Genomic DNA, 15,435 nt, shown 5'->3' on the forward strand with positions numbered 1-15,435 from the left:
GGCGCAGATCATTCAAGCGTCAAGCGCAGTCATGGGATCACCCCACGGATTCCGGAAAGCACACCTCAGGGGCGGGCGATGGAGCAGACACAGACCTCCCACAACGGCACGGCGACGGCCACCCAGGGCGCACAGCGCCGCGTACTCGTGGTCGAGGACGACCAGACGATCGTGGACGCCATCGCGACCCGCCTGCGCGCCGAGGGCTTCCTGGTGCAGACGGCGGGCGACGGACCGGCCGCCGTCGACACGGCCGAGGCCTGGCAGCCCGATCTGCTGATCCTCGACATCATGCTGCCCGGCTTCGACGGCCTGGAGGTCTGCCGACGTGTGCAGGCCCAGCGTCCGGTTCCGGTGCTGATGCTCACCGCGCGTGACGACGAGACGGACATGCTGGTCGGGCTCGGCGTGGGCGCCGACGACTACATGACCAAGCCGTTCTCGATGCGTGAGCTGGCCGCCCGCGTGCACGTGCTGCTGCGCCGGGTGGAGCGGGCCGTCGTGGCCGCCTCGACGCCGCGCAGCGGCATCCTGCGCCTCGGTGAGCTGGAGATCGACCACGCGCAGCGCCGGGTGCGGGTGCGCAGCGAGGACGTCCACCTGACGCCCACCGAGTTCGACCTGCTGGTCTGCCTGGCGAACACCCCGCGCGCGGTGCTCTCCCGCGAGCAGCTGCTGGCCGAGGTCTGGGACTGGGCGGACGCCTCCGGCACCCGCACCGTCGACAGCCACATCAAGGCGCTGCGCCGCAAGATCGGGGCCGAGCGCATCCGCACCGTCCACGGCGTGGGTTACGCGCTGGAGACGCCGACGCCATGAGCGACGGACGGGAAGCCGCACGGAGGAGCCCCGGGGAACCCTGGGGCGGCGTACGCCCGTTCTCGATCAAGACCAAGCTGGGCGCGCTGGTCGTCACGTCGGTGCTGATCACCACCGGCCTGTCGGTGATCGCCGTGCACACCAAGACGGAACTGCGCTTCATCACGGTCTTCTCGATGATCGCCACCCTGCTGATCACGCAGTTCGTGGCGCACTCGCTGACCGCGCCGCTGGACGAGATGAACGCCGTGGCCCGGTCCATCTCGCACGGCGACTACACCCGCCGGGTGCGCGAGAACCGGCGCGACGAGCTGGGCGACCTGGCCGTCACGATCAACCGCATGGCCGACGACCTGGAGGCCCAGGACCTCCAGCGCAAGGAGCTGGTGGCGAACGTCTCGCACGAGCTGCGCACCCCCATCGCGGGCCTGCGCGCGGTGCTGGAGAACATCGTCGACGGCGTCACCGAGGCCGACCCGGAGACCATGCGGACCGCGCTGCGGCAGACGGAGCGGCTCGGCCGGCTGGTGGAGACGCTGCTGGACCTCTCCCGCCTGGACAACGGCGTCGTACCGCTGCGCAAGCGGCGTTTCGAGGTGTGGCCGTACCTGTCGGGCGTGCTGAAGGAGGCCAACATGGTCGCCTCGGCGCGCGCGGGCATCGCTTCCGGATCCGGCAGCCACACGCGTACCGACGTGCATCTGGCCCTCGACGTGTTCCCGTCCGACCTGACCGCCCACGCCGACCCCGAGCGCATCCACCAGGTGGTCGCCAACCTCATCGACAACGCGGTGAAGCACAGCCCGCCGCACGGCCGGGTGACGGTCAGGGCGCGCTGCGGGGCACAGCCGGAATCCCTCGAGCTGGAGGTCCTGGACGAGGGGCCCGGCATTCCGCGGTCGGAGTGGCGACGGGTGTTCGAGCGGTTCAACCGGGGTTCGGTGTCCCGGCCGCACGGTCCCGGCAGCGACGGCGGCACCGGGCTCGGCCTGGCGATCGCCCGCTGGGCGGTGGATCTGCACGGCGGCCGGATCGGTGTGGCCGAATCCGAGCGGGGCTGCCGGATTCTCATCACTCTTCCGGGCCTGCCGTCGGCGTCGGGTTGACGTAGGGTTCGAAGCGGAGCACCAAGATCCACGAGTGTTCGCGCTGACGGACACGTGTGACCAGGCACAGGCCCGCGCATTCTTCGCGCAGGGCCGCGGTCTCCCCTTCCCACCCGCAACAGAACCTCGCTTGTTTCCCGCCATTTCCAGCGCCGAAACACGGTCCGCGATGTGACTTACGCGACGTTGAACGGGCCCGGTCTGACCTTCCGGTCCGGGGAGGCGTAGCCTTGATTCCCGCTGTCCACCACCTTGTGAAGCGGAAGAGGGCGGTTCTCGCCGTGTCGCCACAGTCCCCCAGTAACTCGAGCATCTCGACCGACACCGACCAAGCGGGCAAGAACCCCGCTGCCGCGTTCGGTGCCAACGAATGGCTCGTCGACGAGATCTATCAGCAGTACCTCCAGGACCCGAATTCCGTGGACCGAGCCTGGTGGGACTTCTTCGCCGACTACAAGCCCGGGGCGGCCGCCGCCCAGGCCGCGTCCGGCTCCGCGACCGCCACCGGCACGCCGCAGGCCGCCCCGGCGCCCCAGGCGCAGGCTCCCGCCCCGGCCGCCCCTGCGCAGCCCGCCCCGGCCCAGGCCCCGGCGGCTCCCCGGCCGGCCGCCGCCCCCGCGAAGCCGGCCGCCCAGCCCGCGGCCGCGGCTCCCGCCGCTCCGGCGGCTCCGGCGGCTCCGGCGGCGAAGCCCGCCGCCAAGCAGGCCGCGAAGCCGCAGGCGAAGGCCGAGCCCGCCAAGGAGGCTCCCGAGGGCCCCGAGCACGTGACGCTGCGCGGCCCCGCCGCCGCGGTCGCCAAGAACATGAACGCCTCGCTGGAGCTGCCCACGGCCACGTCCGTGCGCGCCGTCCCGGTGAAGCTGCTGTTCGACAACCGCATCGTCATCAACAACCACCTCAAGCGCGCCCGGGGCGGGAAGATCTCCTTCACGCACCTGATCGGCTACGCGATGGTGCAGGCCATCAAGGCCATGCCGTCGATGAACTACGCGTTCGGCGAGAAGGACGGCAAGCCGACCCTGATCAAGCCGGCGCACGTCAACCTCGGCCTGGCCATCGACCTGGTGAAGCCCAACGGCGACCGCCAGCTCGTCGTGGCCGCCATCAAGAAGGCCGAGACGCTGAACTTCTTCGAGTTCTGGCAGGCCTACGAGGACATCGTCCGCCGCGCCCGCGACGGCAAGCTGACGATGGACGACTTCACCGGCGTCACCGTCTCGCTGACCAACCCCGGCGGCCTCGGCACCGTCCACTCCGTGCCGCGCCTGATGCCCGGCCAGTCGGTGATCATGGGCGTCGGCTCCATGGACTACCCGGCGGAGTTCCAGGGCACCAGCCAGGACACCCTGAACAAGCTCGGCATCTCGAAGGTCATGACGCTCACGTCGACCTACGACCACCGGGTCATCCAGGGCGCCGCCTCCGGCGAGTTCCTGCGCCAGGTCGCCAACCTGCTCCTCGGCGAGAACGGCTTCTACGACGAGATCTTCGAGGCGCTGCGCATCCCCTACGAGCCGGTCCGCTGGCTCAAGGACATCGACGCGTCCCACGACGACGACGTCACCAAGGCCGCCCGCGTCTTCGAGCTGATCCACTCCTACCGGGTCCGCGGCCACGTCATGGCCGACACCGACCCGCTGGAGTACCAGCAGCGCAAGCACCCCGACCTGGACATCACCGAGCACGGGCTCACCCTGTGGGACCTGGAGCGCGAGTTCGCCGTCGGCGGCTTCGCCGGCAAGTCGATGATGAAGCTGCGCGACATCCTCGGCGTCCTGCGCGACTCGTACTGCCGCACCACCGGCATCGAGTTCATGCACATCCAGGACCCGAAGCAGCGCAAGTGGATCCAGGACCGCGTGGAGCGCGCCCACTCCAAGCTGGAGCGCGAGGAGCAGCTGCGCATCCTGCGCCGGCTGAACGCGGCGGAGGCCTTCGAGACCTTCCTGCAGACCAAGTACGTCGGCCAGAAGCGGTTCTCCCTGGAGGGCGGCGAGTCCGTCATCCCGCTGCTGGACGCCGTGCTGGACTCGGCCGCCGAGTCCCGCCTCGACGAGGTCGTCATCGGCATGGCCCACCGCGGCCGGCTGAACGTGCTGGCCAACGTGGTCGGCAAGTCGTACGCGCAGATCTTCCGCGAGTTCGAGGGCAACCTCGACCCGAAGTCGATGCACGGCTCCGGCGACGTGAAGTACCACCTGGGCGCCGAGGGCACCTTCACCGGCCTGGACGGCGACCAGATCCGCGTCTCGCTGGTGGCCAACCCCTCGCACCTCGAGGCGGTCGACCCGGTCCTGGAGGGCGTCGCGCGCGCCAAGCAGGACATCATCAACAAGGGCGGCACGGACTTCACCGTCCTGCCGGTGGCGATCCACGGCGACGCGGCCTTCGCGGGCCAGGGCGTGGTGGCCGAGACCCTGAACATGTCGCAGCTGCGGGGCTACCGCACCGGCGGCACGGTCCACATCGTCATCAACAACCAGGTCGGCTTCACCGCGGCCCCCGAGTCCTCGCGTTCCTCCATGTACGCGACGGACGTGGCCCGCATGATCGAGGCCCCGATCTTCCACGTGAACGGCGACGACCCGGAGGCCGTCGTGCGCGTCGCGCGGCTCGCCTTCGAGTTCCGCCAGGCGTTCAACAAGGACGTGGTGATCGACCTCATCTGCTACCGCCGCCGCGGGCACAACGAGTCCGACAACCCGGCCTTCACCCAGCCGCTGATGTACGACCTGATCGACCGCAAGCGCTCGGTGCGCAAGCTCTACACCGAGTCCCTGATCGGCCGCGGCGACATCACCCTGGAAGAGGCCGAGCAGGCGCTCCAGGACTACCAGGGTCAGCTGGAGAAGGTCTTCACCGAGGTCCGCGAGGCCACCTCGCAGCCCGCGGCCGCCGAGCCCACCGACCCGCAGGCCGAGTTCCCGGTCTCCGTGAACACCGCGGTCACCGCCGAGGTCGTCAAGCGGATCGCCGAGTCCCAGGTCAACATCCCCGACCACATCACCGTCCACCCGCGCCTGCTGCCGCAGCTGCAGCGCCGGGCGGCGATGGTCGAGGACGGCACGATCGACTGGGGCATGGGCGAGACCCTCGCCGTCGGCTCCCTCCTCCTGGAGGGCGTGCCGGTGCGCCTGGCCGGCCAGGACTCGCAGCGCGGCACCTTCGGCCAGCGCCACGCGGTCATCATCGACCGCGAGACGGGCGACGAGTTCACGCCGCTGCTGTACCTGGCCGACGAGCAGGCCCGGTACAACGTCTACAACTCCCTGCTGTCCGAGTACGCGGCGATGGGCTTCGAGTACGGCTACTCGCTGGCCCGCCCCGACGCGCTCGTGCTGTGGGAGGCGCAGTTCGGCGACTTCGTCAACGGCGCGCAGACGGTCGTGGACGAGTTCATCTCGTCGGCGGAGCAGAAGTGGAACCAGACCTCCGGTGTGGTCCTGCTCCTCCCGCACGGCTACGAGGGCCAGGGCCCGGACCACTCCTCGGCCCGCCCGGAGCGCTTCCTCCAGCTGTGCGCGCAGAACAACATGACGGTCGCGATGCCGACCTCGCCGGCGAACTACTTCCACCTCCTGCGGTGGCAGGTGCACAACCCGCACCACAAGCCGCTGGTGGTCTTCACCCCGAAGTCGATGCTGCGCCTGAAGGCGGCGGCGTCGACGGCGGAGGAGTTCACGACGGGCCGCTTCCAGCCGGTCATCGGCGACGACTCGGTCGACCCGGCCGCGGTCAAGAAGGTCGTCTTCTGCGCCGGCAAGGTCTACTACGACCTGGAGGCCGAGCGGAAGAAGCGCGGCGTCACGGACACGGCCATCATCCGCATCGAGCGCCTGTACCCGCTGCCGGGTGCCGAGCTCCAGGCGGAGATCGCCAAGTACCCGAACGCCGAGAAGTACCTGTGGGCCCAGGAGGAGCCGGCGAACCAGGGTGCCTGGCCGTTCATCGCGCTCAACCTGATCGACCACCTGGACCTGGCGGTCGGCGCCGACGTCCCGCACGGCGAGCGCCTGCGCCGGATCTCGCGCCCGCACGGCTCGTCCCCGGCCGTCGGTTCCGCGAAGCGCCACCAGGCGGAGCAGGAGCAGCTGGTGCGTGAGGTGTTCGAGGCCTGATCCCTCGCACGGCCCGAGGTGAAGGGCGCGGCCCCCGGTGCTTCCGGGGGCCGCGCCCTTCACCGCGTTCCGGCCCATGGGGCGGGGGCGCATAACCTGGACGGGTAGGACCCGAGGCCCCAGGCGGCCCATTCCCAGGAGAGCACCTGTGTACTTCACCGATCGAGGCATCGAGGAACTGGAGAAGCGGCGCGGCGAGGAGGAGGTCACCTTCGAGTGGCTCGCCGAGCAGCTGCGGACGTTCGTCGACCTGAACCCGGACTTCGAGGTGCCGGTGGAGCGGCTGGCCACCTGGCTGGCGCGGCTGGACGACGAGGACGAGGACGAGTAGCAGCGCCCGTCCTCCCTTGCTGACCCCCGCGGGGTGCCGGTCACGGCACCCCGCGCTCGCATGTCCGGGAGACCTCGCCCGGCCCCGAGGACCACGGGAACGGGTGTCTTGACTTTCGCGTACCGCGATATATCGTGAACAGCGGAGGACGCGATATGGCGCGTTCGGTCGGGAGGTCTTCACCATGTCCGAGTGGTCCGTCGCGGATCCCGGGAAGCTCACGTTCGACGAGCCCGTGAGCGAGCTCCACGTGCGCATCGTCAACGGAACAGTGAACGTCGTGGGCACGGACGAGGGTTCCGCCAGACTCGAGGTCTCCGAGATCGACGGCCCGCCCCTGATCGTCACCCACCGGGACGGCACGCTCACCGTGGCCTACGAGGACCTGCCCTGGAAGGGCTTCCTGAAGTGGCTGGACCGCAAGGGCTGGCGCCGCAGCGCGGTGGTCTCCCTGGCGGTGCCCGCCCGCACGCGCGTGGAGGTGGGCGTCGTCGGCGCCGCGGCCGTGGTGTCCGGGATCGACGCGGGCACCGAGGTGAAGGGCGTCTCCGGCGACACCACCCTGGTGGGCCTCGCGGGACCGGTCCGCGCGGACACGGTCGCGGGGAATCTGGAGGCCCAGGCCCTCACCGGGGACCTCCGCTTCAACTCCGTCTCCGGGGACCTGACCGTGGTGGAGGCCGGCTCGTCCGTCAAGGCGGACTCGGTGAGCGGCTCGATGATCGTCGACCTCGACTCGGCCGACGGACCCACCGACATCAGCCTCACCAGCGTCTCGGGCGAGATCGCCATCCGGTTGCCCCAGCCGGCCGACGCCGAGGTGGAGGCCAACACCGCGAGCGGCACGGTCTCCAGCGCCTTCGAGGACCTCCGGGTGACCGGCCAGTGGGGCGCCAAGCGGATCACCGGCCGGCTCGGCGCGGGCAACGGCCGGCTGAAGGCCACGACGGTCTCCGGCTCCATCGCGCTGCTGCGCCGGCCGCCGGCGGAGGACACGCCGTGGGAGCCGGAACCGGAGGACACCGGACCGGCGGGCGGCACACCGGGCGGCCCGGGGGACAATTCCCCTTCCGGCCGGAACGACGGCACCACCGGCGCCCCGGCCGACGGCACGACCGACAAGAAGGTGCTCTGACATGCCCCCCGTCTTCGCCCACGGCCGCCTCCGCCTGTATCTGCTGAAGCTGCTCGACGAGGCCCCGCGCCACGGGTACGAGGTGATCCGGCTCCTCGAGGAGCGTTTCCAGGGCCTCTACGCGCCGTCGGCGGGCACGGTGTACCCGCGCCTGGCCAAGCTGGAGGCGGAGGGACTGGTCACCCACACCACCGAGGGCGGCCGCAAGGTGTACGCCATCACCGACGCGGGCCGCGCCGAGCTGGCCGACCGCAGCGGCGAGCTGGCCGACCTGGAGCTGGAGATCCGCGACTCGGTCGCCGAGCTCGCCGCCGAGATCCGGGCCGATGTGCGCGGCGCGGCCGGTGACCTGCGGCGGGAGATGCGGGCGGCGGCCGGCGAGGCCCGCCGGGGCAACGGCACCGCGGCCGAGGGCGCAGGGGGCCTCGGCGACAGTGCCGATCTGGGCGACAAGGAGGCCTGGCGCGCCGCCAAGGAGGAGATGCGCCGGGTCAAGCAGGAGTGGAAGGAGCAGGCCCGCCGCGCCAAGGACGAGAGCCGCCGCGCCCGTGACGAGGCCCAGCGGGCCCGGCGCCAGGCCAAGGAGGCGCAGGAGCGGGCCCGCGCCCAGGCGCAGGAGGAGGTGCAGCGCATCGCCCAGCGGGTGCAGGAGCAGATGCAGGACCACTTCTCGCGGGGAGACTGGCCGACGGGACTGCGCGAGGGCCTGGGAGAACTGGTCAAGGAGGTCGGCGAGTTCGGAAAGGACTTCGGGAAGGACCTCGGCAGGGACTGGGGCTTCGGCCGCACCGGCGCCGGCACCGGCACGTCCGCCTCGCGGCCGGACTACTCCCGCACTCCCGCGGACTTCCCGGCGGAGTACGAGCCGGCGTGGGCCCACGAGGACACCGCGGACTCCACCGGTGACCCGGCCCGCGACCTGGACCGGCTGCTGGACCGCTTCCGGGACGACATCCGTGACGCGGCCCGCGACCACGGCGTCACGGCCGACCAGCTCCGCGACGCCCGCGGCGAGCTGTCGACCGCGGCGGCCCGGATCGGGGCGCTACTGCGCATGCCGAAGGCCTGAGCAGGCACGGGAGGGGCTCGCGGGTCAGGCGCAGGCGGCCTCTCCCCCGCCGCCGAGCACCCTCGTCAGCGACTCGTGTGTCACCCCGTGATCGGCGAGCACCTCGGCGGGCAGCCCGGGGCGGACGGTCAGGGCGAGGAGAAGATGCTCGTCGCCGATGTGCCGGTCGCCGCGGGCGACGGCGACCCGCAGGGCGCTCTCCAAGGCCTTCTTGGCGTCCCTGCCGAATGCCCGGCGCCCGGACCACCGGCGTCCGCCCGCCCGGTTGCCGGACATCGCTCCGGCACCGTGGGCCTCCTCCACCCGGGCGACGATCTCCGCGACGTCGATCCCCAGCCCGGCGAGCGCCTCGGTCTCGGCCTGCGACAGGCCGGCTCGCCGCCGCGCCTCCTCCAGCGCCCGCCGCACCGACTCCCTGGCCTCGCCGGCCCCGAGCGCGGTCAGCGCGAACGAGGCGCGGCTGCCCTCCCGGTCCAGCAGGGCGAGGAGGAGGTGCTCGGCGCCGACGGTCTGCGCCTGCGTCCGTTCTGCGTGCTCGAAGGCCTCCTGGACCACGGCACGGGCATCCTTCGTGAACCGTTCGAACATCAATGCCTCCCGTACTTCTTGTGCACGGCCTGCCTGCTGACTCCGAGCTCCGTGGCGATCTCCTGCCACGACCAGCCCTGATTGCGCGCGCTGCGGACCTGCACCGCCTCCAGCTGCTCCAGCAGGCGGCGCAGTGCGGCGACGGCACGCAGCCCGACCCGGGGGTCGCGGTCGCCCGCACGCGCGGCGAGATCCGTTGCTTCACTCATGCGGTCAACCTAGGTTGACACCGTGGATGTGTCAACCCTCATTGACACCTCGTCCCGTCCGGGAACGCGAGCGGCGGGCCCGGAGCACCGGACCCGCCGCGCGCGGACGTGAGAGGGGGCTCAGGACCCGCTGAGCACGATCTTGCCGAACAGCTCTCCGGACGCCATCCGCTCGAAGCCCTCGCGGGCCCGGTCCAGCGGAAGCACCTCGTCGACGACCGGGCGGACGCCGGTGGCGGCACAGAAGGAGAGCAGGTCCTCCAGCTCGTCCTTGGTGCCCATCGTGGAGCCGACGACCTTGAGCTCCAGGAAGAAGATCCGGGTCAGCTCGGCGTGGGAGGGCCGGTCGCCGCTGGTGGCACCGGAGATGACGAGCGTGCCACCGGGCTTCAGCGACTTCACCGAGTGGGACCAGGTCGCGGCGCCCACGGTCTCGATGACCGCGTCGACACGCTGCGGCAGCCGGGCGCCGGGCTCCACGGCCTCCACGGCGCCCAGCTCCAGGGCCCTCTTCCGCTTGGCCTCGTCCCGGCTGGTGGCGAAGACCCGCAGTCCCGCGGCCTTGCCGAGCACGATCGCGGCCGTGGCGACCCCGCCACCGGCGCCCTGCACCAGCACCGAGTCCCCCGGGCGCACCCCGGCGTTGGTGAACAGCATCCGGTAGGCCGTCAGCCAGGCGGTCGGCAGGCAGGCGGCCTCCTCGAAGGAGAGCTCCTTCGGCTTGGGCAGGATGTTCCAGGTCGGCACGGCGACCTGCTCGGCGAACGTCCCCGGGTACCGCTCGGTGAGGATGGAGCGCGGCTCCCCGGGTCCGACCCCGTACCCGGTCTGGCCGATCACGGAGTGCAGGACGACCTCGTTGCCGTCGGCGTCGACACCGGCGGCGTCGCAGCCGAGGATCATCGGCAGCCGGTCCTCGGGGAGGCCGACACCGCGCAGGGACCACAGGTCGTGGTGATTGAGGGAAGCGGCCCGCACATCGACGACACTCCAGCCGGGACGGGCCTCGGGGGCCGGACGCTCCCCCAACTCCAGACCGTTCAGCGGCTGGTCGCGGTCGATTCGGGCGGCGTAGACAGCGAACATGACCTTGACGATAGGTTCCCCGACCGCCGACCGGAACCACACCGCCCTGTGACACACACCCTCTTGCCACACGGCTGCACGAGCTACGGACAGTCGCGCACATGGCTGCGGGCGATCGTGCCTCCCCCAGTGCCTGAACGGCCTGGGAGGTACCCCCAGGGCGGCACGGGTGGGCGGTGGGGGTCCCCCGCCCGAGCGAAGCCGAGAGTGAGTGGGGGAGGCGCCCCGCGACGCCGGTCAGCGCACCCACCCCCTGAGCCGAACCCCGACGACCCGAACCCCGGCCCAGCCCACCCCGGTCCCACCCAAGGCGAACGGCCCCGTCCACCAGGACGAGGCCGTTCACACGCAAAGGGTCACACCGTCACCGGCGCGCAACCCCCTCCGCCCGAGCCGCCGCAGCCACCGCCGCCGTGACGGCCGGCGCGACGCGCTCGTCGAACGGGGACGGGATGACGTAGTCCGCCGCGAGGTCGTCGCCCACGACGGAGGCCAGCGCCTCCGCCGCCGCGAGCTTCATGCCCTCGGTGATCCGCGACGCCCGCACCTGCAGCGCGCCCGCGAAGATGCCGGGGAACGCCAGCACGTTGTTGATCTGGTTCGGGAAGTCCGACCGCCCCGTCGCCACGACCGCCGCGTACTTGTGCGCGACCTCCGGGTGCACCTCGGGGTTCGGGTTGGCCATGGCGAAGACGAACGCGCCCTCGGCCATCGAGGCCACCGCCGGCTCCGGCACCGTACCGCCGGAGACGCCGATGAAGACGTCGGCGCCCGCGAGGGCCGCCTCCAGCGGGCCGGACAGCCCGGCCTTGTTGGTGAAGGAGGCCAGCTCCTGCTTGACCGGCGTCAGGTCGTCACGGTCGGCCGAGACGACGCCCTTGCGGTCGGCGACCGCGACGTCCCCGATGCCGGCCTCGACCAGCATCTTGGCGATGGCGACACCGGCCGCGCCCGCGCCCGAGATCACCGCCCGCAGCTCACCCAGCGCCCGCCCGCTCAGCCGCGCCGCGTTGCGCAGCGCGGCCAGCGTCACGACCGCCGTGCCGTGCTGGTCGTCGTGGAAGATCGGGATGTCCAGCCGCTCCTGGAGCTTGCGCTCGATCTCGAAGCACCGCGGTGCCGAGATGTCCTCCAGGTTGACTCCGCCGAACGAGGGCGCGAGGCGCACCACCGTCTCGACGATCTCGTCGGCGTCCGTGCAGTCGAGCGCGATCGGGACCGCGTCCACACCGCCGAACTGCTTGAAAAGGATCGCCTTCCCTTCCATCACCGGAAGAGAGGCCTCGGGACCGATGTCCCCGAGTCCCAGAACCGCCGTACCGTCCGTCACGACCGCCACGACCGACGACTTCCACGTGTAGTCGTGCACGAGGTCGGGCTGCTCGGCGATCGCGCTGCACACTTTCGCGACGCCGGGCGTGTACGCCAGGGACAGGTCGTCCTTGTCGCGGACCGGCACGGTGGCCTGCACAGCCATCTTGCCGCCGCGGTGCAGCGCGAACGCCGGGTCGAAGGAGTCGAGGGGCTCCGCCCCGGCCTCCTGCTCCGCACTGACGTCGCTGTCGCTGCGAGGATTGACGATCTCCGCTGCCACTTTGTCTTACCCCTTAAGTGTTCATGGTTTGAGGGTTTGTCCACTCCTGGTGAGGGGTGGGCGGGCACCGCCCAGGGACATGGCACGTTGATGCGCATGGGCCCCTGCGCGACGGGCGCGCCGCACACGCGCCCTGAGCCCCTGATGAGGGGTGTAAAGAACCTTCTTACCCGACGGACCGCTTCCGCGACGAGTCCGATAAGTGCAAGCTCACATGTCGGACGCCGCACGTCGCATGTCGGTGACATGACTCATAGCCGGTTATCCGGTCAACTTCTCGGCACCTCTTGACAGCCACGGAGAACCGCACTTCCACGGGCACGCGCGCCCGACGAACCACGTCCGCATGACGGGAAATACCGAAGATCTTTCGGCCGGAAGGACTGATTCCCGCAAAGGTTGGGTCGTGATGTACCGACCTGGTGCGGTTCGGGGGGTCACCCGTTATCCGATTTTGACATGACGGCTCCCCTGAATGGCCGAGTCCGAATGGCAAGATGCCGTAATCACACGAGGTCGCGGCACTCGAAGGTGTGTGCCCTCGTCGACCCACCGCGCCTGTCGGTCCCCCGGCCGGCGTCCCGTCCCATCGGCAACTCCATCATCCGCCGGAGGAACCACCATGACCGCAAGCTCCACCCGTCGTCCGACCGCCGCGCAGTCCCGGCTAGCAGCGGTCGGTGCGATCGCGGTCGCAGGCGCTCTGCTGCTCACCGGATGCGGCGACCAGACCAAGAAGAACGACGGCGGCGGCGACAGCGGGGCCACCTCGGGAGCCCCGCTGGCCGAAAAGCTGCCGCAGGCGATACGTGACAAGGGCGTCATCAAGGTCGGATCCGACATCGCCTACGCTCCGGTCGAGTTCAAGGACGACTCCGGCAAGACGGCCGGCATCGACCCGGACCTCGCGGCGGCCCTGGGCAAGCAGCTCGGCGTGAAGTTCGAGTTCCAGAACGCCACGTTCGACACCCTCGTCGGCGGTCTCGCCTCCAAGCGCTACGACATCGCCATGTCGGCCATGACCGACACCAAGGACCGGCAGGAGGGCATCGACGGCGACACCGGCAAGAAGGTCGGCGCCGGCGTCGACTTCGTCGACTACTTCACCGCGGGCGTCTCGCTCTACACCAACAAGGGCGACGACCAGGGCATCAAGACCTGGGACGACCTGTGCGGCAAGACCATGGCCGTCCAGCGCAACACCTTCTCCCACGACCTGGCCAAGGAACAGGCGCAGAAGTGCGAGAAGGCCGGCAAGAAGACGCTGAAGATCGAGGACTTCGCGACCAACCCCGAGGCCGAGACCCGGATGCGCTCCAAGGGCGCGAACGTCGTCTCCGCCGACTTCCCGATCGCCGCGTACTCCGTGAAGAACTCCGGCGGCGGCAACTACTTCGAGATCGTCGGCGACCAGGTCGAGGCGGGCCCCTACGGCATCGCCGTCGCCAAGGACAACACCCAGCTGCGCGACGCGCTGCAGGCGGCCGTGCAGGCCGTCATCGACAGCGGCGAGTACAAGAAGATCGTCGAGAAGTGGGGTGTCGCGGACGGCGCGGTCACCGAGGCCAAGATCAACGGCGGCTCCTGAACCGTCCCGTTCGACGCGGCTCTGAAAGGCTCCATCCGTGACTGTTGACGTCAACAAGACGACCGGTCCCGACGCGATGCCCCCCGCCGGGCCGGAGGCCATCAAGGCCATTCCGGTCCGGCACCCGGGACGGTACGTGTCCGCGGTCGTCGCGCTCGCCCTCCTGGGCGCGGTCGTCTACGCCTTCGCGCAAGGCAAGATCAACTGGGGAGCGATCCCCGACTACTTCTTCGACGACCGCATCCTCGACGGCGTCTGGAACACCCTGGTCCTCACGGTGCTCTCGATGGTGATCGGCATCGCCGGCGGCATCCTGCTCGCCGTGATGAGGCTGTCGAAGAACCCGGTGACCTCGTCGGTGGCGTGGTTCTACATCTGGTTCTTCCGCGGCACCCCGGTCCTGGTCCAGCTCTTCGTCTGGTTCAACCTGGGCCTGGTCTTCGAGTACATCAACCTGGGTCCGATCTACAAGGACTACTGGTCGTCCTTCATGACGCCGCTGCTGACGGCGTTGCTCGGCCTGGGTCTCAACGAGGCCGCCTACATGGCCGAGATCTGCCGCGCCGGTCTGCTCTCGGTCGACGAGGGGCAGACCGAGGCGTCGCACGCCCTGGGCATGAGCCACCCGAAGACGCTCCGCCGGATCGTGATCCCGCAGGCGATGCGGGTCATCGTGCCGCCCACGGGCAACGAGGTCATCAACATGCTGAAGACGACCTCGCTCGTCTCGGCGGTGCAGTTCTACGACCTGTTCAAGCAGGCCCAGGACATCGGCCAGAACGCGGGCTCCACGGTCGAGATGTACTTCCTGGCCGCCGCCTGGTACCTGATCATGACCTCGATCCTGAGCGTCGGGCAGTACTACGTCGAGCGCTACTACGCCCGCGGATCGAGCCGGTCCCTGCCGCCGACGCCGTTGCAGCGCTTCAAGGCCGCGGTTCTGCCCACGCGCCGTCCGAAGGGAGCCGCGGCATGAAGCAGTCCTCCTCCCACGCCATGGTCAAGGCCGAGGGCGTGCACAAGTCCTTCGGCGCGGTCGAGGTCCTCAAGGGCATCGACCTGGAGGTGAAGCAGGGCGAGGTGTTCTGCCTCATCGGCCCCTCCGGCTCCGGCAAGTCGACCTTCCTGCGGTGCATCAACCACCTGGAGAAGATCAACGCCGGACGGCTGTACGTCGACGGGGACTTGGTCGGCTACCGCCAGAAGGGCGACAAGCTCTACGAGCTCAAGGACAGCGAGGTCGCCCTCAAGCGCCGGGACATCGGCATGGTCTTCCAGCGCTTCAACCTGTTCCCGCACATGACGGCCGTGGAGAACGTCATGGAGGCGCCGGTCCAGGTCAAGGGCGTCAGCAGGGCGCAGGCCAGGGAGCGCGCCATGCAGCTGCTGGAGCGCGTGGGCCTGGGCGACAAGTCCGGCAACTACCCCTCGCAGCTCTCCGGCGGCCAGCAGCAGCGGGTGGCGATCGCCCGGGCCCTCGCGATGGACCCGAAGCTGATGCTGTTCGACGAGCCGACCTCGGCCCTGGACCCGGAGCTGGTCGGTGACGTCCTGGACGTCATGCGCGACCTGGCCGAGTCCGGCATGACGATGGTCGTGGTCACCCACGAGATGGGCTTCGCCCGCGAGGTGGGCGACAGCCTGGTCTTCATGGACGGCGGCGTGGTGGTCGAGTCGGGCAACCCGCGCGACGTGCTGACCGACCCGCAGCACGAGCGGACGAAGTCGTTCCTGTCCAAGGTGCTCTGATCACACGCACACGCCGAGGGGCGGTACGGAGATCCGTACCGCC

Annotated in this window: 13 protein-coding genes; 9 read left to right on the forward strand and 4 right to left on the reverse strand. The window is 70.3% G+C overall.

The genetic code is table 11. The features are described 5' to 3' along the window. The first annotated feature begins 78 nt into the window (after nucleotides 1-78). The 6 genes from ACGF3H_RS27050 (at nucleotide 79) to ACGF3H_RS27075 (ending at nucleotide 8,578) form a co-directional block, all read left to right on the forward strand. Nucleotides 79-819, forward strand: a complete 741-nt coding sequence (locus ACGF3H_RS27050; RefSeq protein ID WP_043380000.1) for a response regulator transcription factor — start codon at nucleotides 79-81, stop codon at nucleotides 817-819. Further along, nucleotides 816-1,925, forward strand: coding sequence for an ATP-binding protein (locus ACGF3H_RS27055; protein ID WP_362486756.1), 1,110 nt, complete (start codon nucleotides 816-818; stop codon nucleotides 1,923-1,925). Before ACGF3H_RS27050 ends, ACGF3H_RS27055 begins: the two co-directional genes overlap by 4 nt. Nucleotides 1,926-2,206: 281 nt before the next feature. After that, complete coding sequence (locus ACGF3H_RS27060) at nucleotides 2,207-6,043, forward strand: multifunctional oxoglutarate decarboxylase/oxoglutarate dehydrogenase thiamine pyrophosphate-binding subunit/dihydrolipoyllysine-residue succinyltransferase subunit (protein WP_362486758.1); 3,837 nt, start codon at nucleotides 2,207-2,209, stop codon at nucleotides 6,041-6,043. Between the two features lie 148 nt (nucleotides 6,044-6,191). Further along, a complete protein-coding gene (locus tag ACGF3H_RS27065; RefSeq protein ID WP_003961784.1) occupies nucleotides 6,192-6,374 on the forward strand; it encodes a DUF6104 family protein in 183 nt (60 codons plus the stop codon). Between the two features lie 184 nt (nucleotides 6,375-6,558). Next, the gene (locus ACGF3H_RS27070; protein WP_362486760.1) at nucleotides 6,559-7,509 is read left to right on the forward strand and encodes a DUF4097 family beta strand repeat-containing protein; all 951 of its coding nucleotides are present in this window, start codon (nucleotides 6,559-6,561) and stop codon (nucleotides 7,507-7,509) included. Nucleotide 7,510: 1 nt separating this feature from the next. Next, a complete protein-coding gene (locus ACGF3H_RS27075; protein ID WP_362486761.1) occupies nucleotides 7,511-8,578 on the forward strand; it encodes a helix-turn-helix transcriptional regulator in 1,068 nt (355 codons plus the stop codon). 24 nt (nucleotides 8,579-8,602) lie between these two features. Here ACGF3H_RS27075 and ACGF3H_RS27080 read toward each other — a convergent pair whose 3' ends face one another. From ACGF3H_RS27080 to ACGF3H_RS27095, 4 genes are all read right to left on the reverse strand, one after another. Next, the gene (locus ACGF3H_RS27080) at nucleotides 8,603-9,166 is read right to left on the reverse strand and encodes a Clp protease N-terminal domain-containing protein (protein WP_362486762.1); all 564 of its coding nucleotides are present in this window, start codon (nucleotides 9,164-9,166) and stop codon (nucleotides 8,603-8,605) included. Further along, nucleotides 9,166-9,375: a helix-turn-helix domain-containing protein gene (locus ACGF3H_RS27085; RefSeq protein ID WP_055417899.1), complete on the reverse strand. Its 210-nt coding sequence runs from the start codon at nucleotides 9,373-9,375 to the stop codon at nucleotides 9,166-9,168. Before ACGF3H_RS27085 ends, ACGF3H_RS27080 begins: the two co-directional genes overlap by 1 nt. Before the next feature lie 120 nt (nucleotides 9,376-9,495). Continuing rightward, complete coding sequence (locus ACGF3H_RS27090) at nucleotides 9,496-10,461, reverse strand: zinc-binding dehydrogenase (protein ID WP_362486763.1); 966 nt, start codon at nucleotides 10,459-10,461, stop codon at nucleotides 9,496-9,498. 364 nt (nucleotides 10,462-10,825) lie between these two features. Next, nucleotides 10,826-12,055: an NADP-dependent malic enzyme gene (locus tag ACGF3H_RS27095; RefSeq protein ID WP_362486764.1), complete on the reverse strand. Its 1,230-nt coding sequence runs from the start codon at nucleotides 12,053-12,055 to the stop codon at nucleotides 10,826-10,828. 622 nt (nucleotides 12,056-12,677) lie between these two features. On the opposite strand from ACGF3H_RS27095, the gene ACGF3H_RS27100 reads away from it, so the two are divergent. The 3 genes from ACGF3H_RS27100 to ACGF3H_RS27110 are packed head-to-tail and all read left to right on the forward strand — an operon-like array spanning nucleotide 12,678 to nucleotide 15,392. Beyond that, entirely contained in the window at nucleotides 12,678-13,643 is a 966-nt protein-coding gene (locus ACGF3H_RS27100; RefSeq protein WP_362486766.1) for an ABC transporter substrate-binding protein, read from the forward strand. Between the two features lie 37 nt (nucleotides 13,644-13,680). Next, nucleotides 13,681-14,619: an amino acid ABC transporter permease gene (locus ACGF3H_RS27105; protein ID WP_362486767.1), complete on the forward strand. Its 939-nt coding sequence runs from the start codon at nucleotides 13,681-13,683 to the stop codon at nucleotides 14,617-14,619. Next, nucleotides 14,616-15,392: an amino acid ABC transporter ATP-binding protein gene (locus ACGF3H_RS27110; protein WP_362486769.1), complete on the forward strand. Its 777-nt coding sequence runs from the start codon at nucleotides 14,616-14,618 to the stop codon at nucleotides 15,390-15,392. The genes ACGF3H_RS27105 and ACGF3H_RS27110 overlap by 4 nt, the downstream gene beginning before the upstream one ends. Nucleotides 15,393-15,435: the final 43 nt, after the last annotated feature.

This window comes from Streptomyces sp. NPDC048185, from assembly GCF_043202495.1.
In the GTDB taxonomy this organism is placed as follows: domain Bacteria; phylum Actinomycetota; class Actinomycetes; order Streptomycetales; family Streptomycetaceae; genus Streptomyces.